The sequence below is a fragment of the Sphingomonas sp. 1185 genome (genome assembly GCF_040544655.1).
Classification (GTDB): domain Bacteria; phylum Pseudomonadota; class Alphaproteobacteria; order Sphingomonadales; family Sphingomonadaceae; genus Sphingomonas.
On record NZ_JBEPKL010000017.1, the window covers coordinates 75,420 to 85,929 of the forward strand.

Annotated in this window: 11 protein-coding genes; 8 read left to right on the top strand and 3 right to left on the bottom strand. The window is 68.8% G+C overall.

From position 1 onward, the window contains the following. Positions 1-31: 31 nt before the first annotated feature. From ABIC44_RS12625 to ABIC44_RS12635, 3 genes are all read right to left on the bottom strand, one after another. Positions 32-1,255: a flavin monoamine oxidase family protein gene (locus tag ABIC44_RS12625; protein ID WP_354295803.1), complete on the bottom strand. Its 1,224-nt coding sequence runs from the start codon at positions 1,253-1,255 to the stop codon at positions 32-34. Between the two features lie 2 nt (positions 1,256-1,257). After that, the gene (gene rpoH, locus ABIC44_RS12630) at positions 1,258-2,163 is read right to left on the bottom strand and encodes an RNA polymerase sigma factor RpoH (RefSeq protein WP_007404166.1); all 906 of its coding nucleotides are present in this window, start codon (positions 2,161-2,163) and stop codon (positions 1,258-1,260) included. A gap of 68 nt (positions 2,164-2,231) precedes the next feature. Beyond that, positions 2,232-3,179 (bottom strand): RluA family pseudouridine synthase, encoded by a 948-nt coding sequence (locus ABIC44_RS12635; RefSeq protein WP_354295805.1) that lies wholly within the window; start codon positions 3,177-3,179, stop codon positions 2,232-2,234. A gap of 17 nt (positions 3,180-3,196) precedes the next feature. On the opposite strand from ABIC44_RS12635, the gene ABIC44_RS12640 reads away from it, so the two are divergent. The 8 genes from ABIC44_RS12640 (at position 3,197) to ABIC44_RS12675 (ending at position 10,345) form a co-directional block, all read left to right on the top strand. Then, positions 3,197-3,601 carry a M67 family metallopeptidase gene (locus tag ABIC44_RS12640; protein ID WP_354295807.1) on the top strand — a complete coding sequence of 135 codons (405 nt, stop codon included), beginning with the start codon at positions 3,197-3,199 and terminating at the stop codon, positions 3,599-3,601. Positions 3,602-3,645: 44 nt separating this feature from the next. Beyond that, positions 3,646-4,290 carry a histidine phosphotransferase family protein gene (locus ABIC44_RS12645; RefSeq protein WP_307099983.1) on the top strand — a complete coding sequence of 215 codons (645 nt, stop codon included), beginning with the start codon at positions 3,646-3,648 and terminating at the stop codon, positions 4,288-4,290. Between the two features lie 59 nt (positions 4,291-4,349). Next, on the top strand, positions 4,350-6,674 hold the full coding sequence (locus tag ABIC44_RS12650; protein WP_354295809.1) for a chemotaxis protein CheA: 2,325 nt from the start codon (positions 4,350-4,352) through the stop codon (positions 6,672-6,674). After that, a complete protein-coding gene (locus ABIC44_RS12655; RefSeq protein WP_309696583.1) occupies positions 6,674-7,102 on the top strand; it encodes a chemotaxis protein CheW in 429 nt (142 codons plus the stop codon). The genes ABIC44_RS12650 and ABIC44_RS12655 overlap by 1 nt, the downstream gene beginning before the upstream one ends. Before the next feature lie 83 nt (positions 7,103-7,185). Continuing rightward, the gene (locus tag ABIC44_RS12660) at positions 7,186-7,551 is read left to right on the top strand and encodes a response regulator (RefSeq protein WP_307099978.1); all 366 of its coding nucleotides are present in this window, start codon (positions 7,186-7,188) and stop codon (positions 7,549-7,551) included. A gap of 32 nt (positions 7,552-7,583) precedes the next feature. Further along, positions 7,584-8,699 (top strand): chemotaxis-specific protein-glutamate methyltransferase CheB, encoded by a 1,116-nt coding sequence (cheB, locus tag ABIC44_RS12665; RefSeq protein ID WP_354295812.1) that lies wholly within the window; start codon positions 7,584-7,586, stop codon positions 8,697-8,699. Next, positions 8,699-9,589, top strand: a complete 891-nt coding sequence (locus ABIC44_RS12670; RefSeq protein WP_354295814.1) for a CheR family methyltransferase — start codon at positions 8,699-8,701, stop codon at positions 9,587-9,589. The genes cheB and ABIC44_RS12670 overlap by 1 nt, the downstream gene beginning before the upstream one ends. A 66-nt stretch (positions 9,590-9,655) precedes the next feature. Further along, the gene (locus tag ABIC44_RS12675; protein ID WP_354295815.1) at positions 9,656-10,345 is read left to right on the top strand and encodes an N-acetylmuramoyl-L-alanine amidase; all 690 of its coding nucleotides are present in this window, start codon (positions 9,656-9,658) and stop codon (positions 10,343-10,345) included. Positions 10,346-10,510: the final 165 nt, after the last annotated feature.

The following is a 10,510-nucleotide window of genomic DNA, read 5'->3' on the forward strand; positions in this document are numbered from 1 at the left end:
CGGGGATGATGCGGGAAGCAGGCAAAAATGCCTAGAGTGCTGCTGAAAGGATATCCTGAGCCGCCGCCACGCCCGTTTCATAAGCGCCGTGGGCGGTGGAAAAATCTTCACGCGAACAGGCCTCGCCTGCAAAGAAGACACGACCATCGACCGACTCGGCCAGTCTGGCCCTCGCATCGGCATCGCCGACCCTGGCATGGCTGTAACTGCCGCTGATCAGCGGCACATGCCGCCAGTGCGTCGCGTCCAACGGTGTGAAGCGCCGCCGCCAGTCGCTGCCCAGCAACGCCACCAATTCGTCGATGGCGAAGGCCGCCGCCGCGCCGTCTTCCTCCAGCGCCTCGGCGCAGGGGCCGCCGAAGAAACTCTCGATGATCGGCCAGCCAAAGGGGGATAGCCGGTGGCTGGCGGTGCACCGCGCGTGCGGATTGCCGGTCAGATGCGCATGGGCGGGCCAGGGCAGGGGGCCTTCGACCGACAGGAAGACCTTGTCCGCTATCCCGAGCGGCAGCGCGGCGGCGGCCTCCTGTTTGGCGGGGAGGGGCGGGTCGAAGGTCAACTTGCCTTCCGCCAGGACCGGGGTGGGGACGGCCACGATAACGTGATCCGCCTCGATGGTCCCGGCCGAGGTTTCGATGCGGATCGTCTGGCCGCGATGGTCGATGCGCGTCGCGGTGACGCCGGTCCGCACCGGCACATTCGCCGCATGATGCACGACGACCGTGCCATAGCCCTCGACCACCGCCCAATTGTCGTCGGTCGCGGCATTCTCATAGGCCGCCCAATCGTGCAGCGACACCTCGGCCAGCGAGGCGCCATTGGCATAGCCCGAGATCGCGTCGATCATCGGCCGCCAGGGATCGTCATCGCCTACGAAGTCGGACAGCGGACGATCCGGCCCGTCGAGCGCGGCCATCGCCGCATCCTCGAACCGGGCATAAGCCTCGCCCGAGGCGCGTTTCCGGTCAGCGGGAAAGCCCAGATCGTTCCACTGGACCTGCCAGTTGGGCGAGCGGCGGTCGATGGTGAAGCCCGCCTGCTCGGCGATGGCGGTCCAGGGATTGCGCGTGGCGGAATGGAGCCAGCCACAGCCATGATCGACCACATGGCCGGTCGGCAGCCGCACGCTTTGCGCCCGCCCGCCCAGCCGGTCCGCCGCCTCGATCAGCAGGACATCCCGCCCCGCATCGTGCAGCGTCCGCGCTGCCGCGATCCCGGCCGCGCCGCCGCCGATGACGACGGTGCGGCCGGTCATGGTCAGGCCGCCGCCAGTAGCCGCTTCTCACCGGCGATCCGCATCATCGCCTTTTGCAGCTTCTCGAACGCGCGCACCTCGATCTGGCGGACGCGTTCGCGGCTGACGCCGTAAACCTGGCTCAGTTCCTCTAGCGTCTTGGGATCGTCGGTCAGGCGACGCTCGGTCAGGATGTGCTTCTCGCGGTCGTTCAGGTCGTCCATCGCGCTGACCAGCATGTCGTGGCGGACATCCGCCTCCTGCTGCTCGGCGACGACCGAATCCTGGAGCGGCGCGTCGTCGGCGAGCCAATCCTGCCACTGGCCCTCGCCATCCTCGCGCATCGAGACGTTGAGCGAGGTGTCGCCCCCCATCGCCATGCGGCGGTTCATGCTGATGACCTCGTCCTCGTTGACGCCCAGATCGGTGGCGATCTTGGTCACGTCCTCGGGCCGCAGGTCGCCGTCCTCGAACGCGTCGAGCTTCGACTTCATCCGGCGCAGGTTGAAGAACAGCTTCTTCTGTGCCGCGGTGGTGCCCATCTTCACGAGGCTCCACGAGCGCAGGATATATTCCTGGATCGAGGCGCGGATCCACCACATCGCATAGGTGGCCAGGCGGAAGCCGCGATCGGGCTCGAATTTCTTCACGCCCTGCATCAGGCCGATATTGCCCTCCGAGATCAGCTCGGACGTCGGCAGGCCATAGCCGCGATAGCCCATTGCGATCTTGGCCACGAGACGCAGGTGCGAGGTGACGAGCTGCGCCGCCGCCTCCGGGTCGCCATGCTCCTGAAAGCGCTTGGCGAGCATATATTCCTGCTCCGGGGCAAGGATCGGGAATTTCTTGATCTCGGCCAGATAGCGGTTGAGCGACTGCTCCCCGCCGAGCGCAGGAATCGTCGCCGGGACGTTGCTGCCTTTTGCCATGATCCTTATCTCCCTTTCTGGAGCGTCATTCCGTTTCGCCCCGTCGTCGGGCGCGAGGCGGTCTTTTGCTATACGTGAAGCCGACTGAACAGTTCCTGCATGTCCGGTGGCATCGGGCTCTCAAACGCCAAAGCGTGGCCGCTTATGGGATGAATGAAACCCAGATGCGCCGCGTGCAGGGCCTGGCGCCGGAAATCGAGTTCATCGAGCAGGGCTTTTTGAGCACCCTTTGTTCTACCATAAACCGGGTCGCCCAGCAAGGCGTGGCCGAGCGACTGCATATGCACCCGAACCTGGTGCGTCCGCCCCGTCTCCAGGCGGCATTCGACCAGCGCGGCGTTGTTGAGCTTTTCGATGGTGCGGTAATGAGTCACGGCGCGCTTGCCGCCCGGCACGATCGCCACCTTCTTGCGGTTCTGCGGACTGCGCGCCAGCGGTGCGTCGACGCTGCCGTCGGCGGGGCGCGGAATGCCTCCGGTGATCGCGCGGTAGCGGCGGTCGATCGAGTGCGCCGCGAACTGCTTGGCCAGCCCCTCATGGGTGCGGTCGGTCTTGGCCGCGACCATCAGGCCGGACGTGTCCTTGTCGATCCGGTGGACGATGCCGGGCCGCGCCACGCCGCCAATCCCCGACAGCGACCCGCCGCAATGATGGAGCAGCGCGTTGACGAGCGTGCCGTCCAGATTGCCCGCCGCCGGATGCACGACCAGCCCGGCGGGCTTGTCGATGACGATCAGATGCTCGTCCTCGTACGCGATGACGAGCGGGATATCCTGCGCCTCGTTATGCGCAGGGGTGGGGGCGGGGACCGCGACCTGGAACAGATCGCCTGCCGCCGCCCGCTTGGCGGGGTCGCGCGCCATCACGCCATCGCGCGTCACCGCGCCGCTGGCGATCAGCACCTTCAGCCGTTCGCGCGACAAAGTCGGCACCGCATCGGCCAGCGCACGGTCCAACCGCCAGCCATCCGCTGTGGGCGCGATCCGCGCATCGATGATGGAAACCCCCCGGTCCATAGCCTAGTAAATTGGGCATGACCGTAACGATTTCAAGCGATACGCTGGACTTCCTGTTGATAACCGCCGCCGCTTCGCCCGATCGGGAGGTTTGCGGGCTGCTGCTGGGACAGGGGGATCGCATCGCGCGGGTCGTGCCTTGCGCCAATGTCGCGGCCGAGCCCTGGCACCGGTTCGAGATCGATCCGGTCGCGCTGATCGCGGCGCACCGCGCGGCGCGGGGCGGCGGGGCGCCGGTGATCGGCCATTATCACTCGCACCCGACCGGGCTGGCCGAACCGTCGCCGCGCGACGCCGCCGATGCCGCGCCCGACGGCAGTATCTGGCTGATCTCGGGGGGCGGACAGGTCACCGCCTGGCGCGCGGTCGCGGCGGGTGAACGCCATGGCCGGTTCGATCCGCTCGCACTTGCTTGCGCATAGCGAATGCCCACGTCACAAAGGGCCAGTTTGTCGAGGGATTTTTCATGACCGTCAGCCCGGTGGATTTCGCGAGCCTGTTGTGTTCGCGACTGTGCCACGATCTTCTGTCCCCGGTGGGGGCGCTCAATAACGGGCTGGAGCTGCTGGCCGACGAAACCGACCCCGCCATGCGCGAACGCTGCATGGAATTGCTGGCCGACAGCGCGCGCGCCTCGGCCAACAAGCTGAAATTCTTCCGCCTGGCCTTTGGCGCGGGCGGCGGCTTTGCCGACCGGGTCGACATGGGTGAGGCGAAGGCGGCGATCGAAGGGCTGCTGGTCGACAATCGCCGCACGACGCTGGGCTGGCTGGTGGAACAGCCCAGCCTGCCCAAGCCTGCGGTGCGCATCCTGATGAACCTGACGCTGATCGCGGCCGAGGCGCTGGCGCGCGGCGGCACGATCGACATCGGGGCCGAGGCGGGGCGCGAGGCGATCGAGATCGCGATCCGGATCGAGGGGCCGCGCATCCTGCTCGACCCCGAAATCCGCCGCACGCTGATGGAGGGCCAGGGGACCGAGCCGCTGGGCTCGCGCACCGCACCCGCATTCCTGGTCCATACGCTGACCCACGAACATGGCGGCATGACGCTGGTCCATGAGCCTGCGCCCAGTACGATGATCCTGGGGGCGGCCATCCGGGCGGGGTAAACGCCCTTTTAATCTTGTGGCGGCAAGAGGGAGCGGAAAGGACGCGCCCTCGGGGATTTATGGACGATCTGCTGCAGGAATTCATCGCCGAGACGCGCGAGACGCTGGAGGCGCTGTCCGGCGAGATCGTGGCCTGGGAAGCGGCGCCCGCCGACCGGGCGCGGCTCGATGCGATCTTCCGCTTCGTCCATACCGTCAAGGGAAGCTGCGGCTTCCTGGACCTGCCGCGCCTTGCCCGGCTCAGCCATGCCGCCGAGGACGTGCTGGCGGCGGCGCGCGACGGCAGCCGGACGCCCGATACCGCGCTGGTCGATGCGGTGCTGGGGATCGTCGACCGGATCGGCGCGGTGGTCGAGGCGATCGCGACGGGGACCGGGCTGGACGATTCGGACGACGACGCGCTGATCGCCGCGCTGACCCGGACGGAAACCGCGTCCGTCGCCCCCGTCGCCAAGGTGGCGGTGCCGAGCCGCGCCGCGCCGCGCAGCATCCGCTTGAACGTCGACCTGCTCGACCGGATGATGAGCGGCATGTCCGACATGGTGCTGGCGCGCAACGAACTCGCGCGGCGGCTTCGCGACTCCGTGCTCGACCCGCGGGTCGAGGCGGCGCTAGACCGGCTGTCGCTGACCGTCGCCGACATGCGCGACACGGTGACGCGGACGCGGATGCAGAAGGTCGACGGGCTGTTCTCCGCCCTGCCGCGCATGGTCCGCGACACCGCCGCCGAACTGGGCAAGGCGGTGTCGCTGCGCATCGAGGGGTCGGATGTTGACCTCGACCGCGAGATGATCGAGATGATGCGCGACCCGCTGGTCCACATCATCCGCAACGCGATCGACCATGGCATCGAGACCCCCGCCGAGCGTCGCCGGCTGGGCAAGCCGGAGACCGGGCAGATCTGCGTCGCCGCGCGCCAGTCGGGCAACCAGATCCTGATCGAGATCGAGGATGACGGCGCCGGGATCGACGTCGCACGCATCGCCGCCAAGGCGGTGGCGAACGGCGTCCACAGCGCGGGCGAGGTTGCCGCGATGAGCGCCGCCGACAAGCAGAAGCTGGTCTTCGAGCCGGGCCTGTCCAGCCGCGACACGGTGTCGACCATGTCGGGACGCGGGGTCGGCATGGACGTGGTTCGCGCCAATATCGAACATGTCGGCGGCCGCGTCGCGCTGGACAACCGGCCGGGCCGGGGGCTGGCGATCACCATCCAGGTGCCGCTGACCCTGTCGATCATGTCGACCATCGTCGTCGCGGTCGGTGACCAGCGTTTCGCCATCGCGCGCCAGTCGATCGAGGAGATCGTCAAGATTCGCGGCGATCAGGTCCGGATCGATCCGGTCGGCGCGGTCGAGGTCGCGACGGTGCGCGGACGGCGTCTGCCGATGCTGCCGCTGGGCCGTTTCCTGGGCGTCGGTCCCGCCGAGCCCATGACGCTGGTCATCATATCGACCCGCGACGGCGACTATGCGCTGGGGGTGGACGATGTGCTGGATACCGAGGAGGTGGTGGTCAAGCCCGCCGCCCCGGCGGTGATGGGCAGCGGCCTTTATGCCGGACAGACGCTGCCCGACAGCGGCCTGCCGATGCTGCTGCTCGACGGCGGCGGGCTGGCGCAGGCGGCCGGGCTCCGCTTCCACCGCGAGGTCATCGCGGCGAGCGAGGACGATGCCGACGAAGCGGCGATCCCGGCGCTGTTGTTCGACGATCTGGATGGCTGCCGCCGCGCGATGCCACTGGGCGCGATCGACCGGGTCGAAAAGGCGGCGGCGGCGGCGGTCCATCATTCGGGCGGTCGCGTCCGGCTGGTGGTGGGCGAGACGACGATGCCGCTGCACCATGTCGATGCCCTGGCGCTCGACCGCGCGACCGTCGGGGGTGAGATCGAGGTGCTGCGCCTGACCGATGGCGAGGCCGAATGTGCCTATGCGATCGCCGCCGCGCTGGAGATCATTCAGCTGCCCGCCGATATCGCCCCGTCGCCCGGTGACGGCACGGTGCTGGGCGTCGCAGTGTGGCAGGGCGAGCCGATCGAAATCCTCGACCCGCTGGCGCTGTTCGGCGGTACGGCGAGCGGGGCGGGCGACCATGGCCCGCTCCTCTGCCTGCTCGACGGCGCGGGGGCGGCCTGGATGGACCGTTTCCTGCGCCCGGTGCTGGAGGCCAATGGCTATCGCTGTGCGGTGCAGGCGGCGGACGACGAGGTTCCCGCGGTCCGCCTCATGATGGAGGACGAGCCCTTGCCCGAGGATGCCTCGGGCGCGCCGGTGGTGCGACTGCGCCGCGAGCGCGATGCGGCGTCCGATGCCGACAGCGTCTATCGCTATGACCGCCCCGCGCTGATCGCCGCGCTGGCCAGCCATGCGCGCCGGGGAGGCCGCTGATGCCGCTGTTCCTGATCGCCCGCATCGCCGACCAGGGCGTGGTGTTCGACGCCGACCAGGTCGATTCGGTGGTCGATATCGGCGAGGTCGTGGCGGTGCCGCGTGCCGAGCCGTCGGTGCGCGGGCTGACCGCGCTGCGCAGCCGCGTCATCACCGTGGTCGACACCCGGCTGGCGCTGGGGCTGGAGCCGACCGCCGACCATATCCGCCGCGCGGTCATCACCCGGCAGGACGGCCATTATTACGCCATGCTGGTCGATGCACTGGACGATATCGAGACGTTCGAGACCCGCCCGATGCCGCATGCGCCGCCGCGTGAGGGGCGCTGGTCGCGCGCGGCGGGCGGCATGGTGGTGCGCGACGGCGAGCCGCTGCTGGTGCTCGACCTGGCCCGGCTGGTCCCGCCGCCCGCGGCGGCGGCCGCCTGAGCCATTAACCCGGCTCTTACTTTCGCAGGGTTAGATGGCCTTCGGGATCCCGCTGGGGTCTTTGCTGTAACAAGGCGTGCCCCATGAAAACCTGTCTCGTCGTCGATGACTCCAAGGTGATCCGCAAGGTCGCCCGACATATATTGGAGACGCTGGACCTTCAGGTGCGCGAGGCGGGCGACGGGCGCGAGGCGCTGGACGCCTGTCTGGAATCGGTGCCCGACGTGGTCCTGCTCGACTGGAACATGCCGGTGATGAGCGGGATGGATTTCCTGCGTGCGCTGCGCGAGGCCAATCTGGACCGGCGGCCGCGCATCGTGTTCTGCACCACCGAAAACGGCATGGCGCATATCCGCGCGGCGATCGATGCCGGGGCGGACGAATATATCATGAAGCCGTTCGACCGCGACACGCTGGAGAGCAAGCTCCAGCTGGTCGGCGTCATCTGAGCCCCGCCGACCGGCCGCCCATGCGCAGCGCCATGGCGTCTTTCCTCCAACCCGATATCGCGCCGCGACCGGCCAGCCGCATCCTGATCGTCGACGATTCGGCGGTCGCGCGCGCGCTGATCGCCGGGCAGATCGCCGGGCATGACCGCTTCGTGCTCGCGGGGCAGTCGACCCATGTCGAAGGCGCGCTGACCTTTCTGGCCCAGAACCGGGTCGACATCATCCTGCTGGATGTCGAGATGCCTGGACAGGACGGCATCTCCGCCCTGCCGCGCATGCTGGCGGCGGGGCACGGCGCGCGGATCATCATCGTCTCGGCCTCCACGCCCAAGGGCGGCGCGGCGACGGTGCAGGCGCTGGCGCACGGCGCGGCCGACACGCTGGTCAAGCCGCTGCCCCAGAGGCTGGCCGAGTTCGGCGAGATCCTGCGGCACAAGCTCGATGCGCTGGCCGGGACCGGGGCCGGGACCGGGGCCGGAGCCGGGATGGGGGAGGGCGACGCATCGTCGTCGCCCGCCGCCACAGCGCCGATCGCCCCGGCATCGGCACGGGGTGCGGCGCTGCCCGAGATGATCGGGATCGGGGCGTCGACGGGCGGCATTCACGCGCTGGCCAAGCTCTTGGAACGGGTGCCCGCCAGCATGTCGGTGCCGATCGTCGTCACCCAGCACCTGCCCGCGTCCTTCATGTCCTATTTCGCCGCGCAGCTGGCGGCGGTGGCGCGGCGGCCCTGCGACATTGCCGAGGACCGGATGCGGTTGCGGCCGGGCCGGATCCTGATCGCGCCGGGCGATGCGCATGTCACCTTTGTCGGGCTGCCCGACGGCGGCGCGTCGATCCGGCTGAAGCATGACCGGGCGAGCAGCGGCTGCCTGCCCTCGGTCGACCCGATGTTCGCCTCGATGGCGGAGCTGTGGGGCAGCCGGGCCTGGGGCATCGTGCTGACGGGCATGGGGCGTGACGGGATGGAGGGCGCGCGGATGTTGAAGGCGGCGGGGGGAAGGATCATCGCACAGGATCAGGCCAGTTCGGTCGTCTGGGGCATGCCCGGCGCGGTCGTCCGCCGCCACCTGGCCGATCAGGTCCTGCCGCCCGAGGCGATCGGCACCATGCTGGCCGCAGGCGCGGCCAAGGCCGCGCAGCCGTGATGGCGTCCGTGCCCCACAGCCCCCGCGCGATGCCGATCCGCTCCAACCCCGCCGCCGAGCCCGCCTCCCGCCAGGCGCTGACCGTCCTGGCCGCGCTGCTCGAGGCGCGCACCGGGCAGCAGATCGTCAGCCACCGTTCGACCCGCGTGGACACCGTATTGCTGCCGCTGATGCGCGAACGGCGGCTGGAGACGCTGGACCAGCTGGTCCTCGCGCTGCTCGACGGGCGCGACCCGCATCTGGCGGGCCGGGTGGTCGATGCGCTGATCAATTGCGAGACGTCCTTCTTCCGCGACCAGCATGTCTTCGACCAGATCGTCGAGATCGTCGCCGAGGTGGAGCGCAGCGGCCGCCGCGCGCGGATCTGGAGCGCGGGCTGTTCGACCGGGCAGGAGCCCCTGTCGCTGGCGATGATCTTTGCCGAGCGTCAGCAGGTGAGCGGGGCGGCGATGCCCGAGATCGTCGCCACCGATGTCTGCGAGGCGGCGCTCGCTCGGGCGCGCAGCGGCTGCTACACCCAGTTCGAGGTGCAGCGCGGGCTGCCGATCCGGCATCTCGTCCGCTGGTTCGAAGGGCGGCCCAACAATGAATTCGCCGCGCGCCCCGACCTGCTGCGCCATATCGCCTTTCGCCAGATGAACCTGGTGCTCGACCCGCCGCCGGGCGGCGCCTTCGACCTGGTGCTGTGCCGCAACGTCATGCTGTATTTCTCGCCCGACCCCAAGCGGCGCGCCTTTCAGACGCTGGCCGCCGCGATGCGGCCCTCGGGCGGACTGATCCTGGGCGCGGGCGAGACGGTGATCGGCCAGACCGACCTGTTCCAGCTCAATCCGGCCGGGCGCGGCGTTTACGAGAAATGCGATCCCGACGATCCCATAAGGAGCCTATGAAGTCATATCCTTGATGCTCCGATGCCGCTAACAGGGGCGGCCCAGCGGGGTTGTTCAGGAGGTTGCATGACGATCGTCGATACGCCGTCACCCAATTTCGACGCGCGTCAACTGCCCGTAACGATGATCGTGTTGCACTATACCGGGATGCAGGACGCGGAATCGGCGATCGCCCGGCTGCGCGATCCGGAGGCCAAGGTGTCGTGCCATTATCTGGTGACCGAGGACGGCACGGTGATGCGCATGGTCGACGAGGACAAGCGCGCCTGGCATGCGGGGCGTTCGCACTGGCGCGCGATCGAGGACGTCAATTCGGCGAGCATCGGGATCGAGATCGTCAATCCCGGCCATGACTGGGGCTATCGGCCCTTTCCCGACGAACAGATCGCGGCGGTGATGGAACTGGTCGCCGACATCCAGCGCCGCCACGGCATCACGCGCGGCAACATCGTCGGTCATTCGGATATCGCGCCTGCCCGCAAGCGCGATCCCGGCGAGCTTTTCCCCTGGGGCGCGCTGGCCCGGCGGCGGCTGGCGCTGCCGCGCCCGACCAAGAACCTGATGGACCCGATGTGGACCGAGGCGGGCTTCTGCCTGGCGCTGGAGCGGTTCGGCTATGACGTGACCGACCGGATGGCGGCGATCATGGCCTTCCAGCGGCGCTTCCGCCCCGAGCTGATCGATGGCGAGATCGATGCGGAGTGCCGGATGATCCTGCTCGCGCTGCTGCTCCCGCGTCCGCAGGGGGATGATTGAGGGGGCGGGACGTGGGCTTCGACTACGCTCAGCCTGAACGGCGTTGGGTCGGGATCGACATTCAATATTGCTTCTTCCCTCTCCCCTGGACAGGGGAGAGGGTTAGCGAAGCTTGCCAGCCTGCTGGCTAGCGCAGCTTGGGTGAGGGGTTGAGCGAGCCCAAAG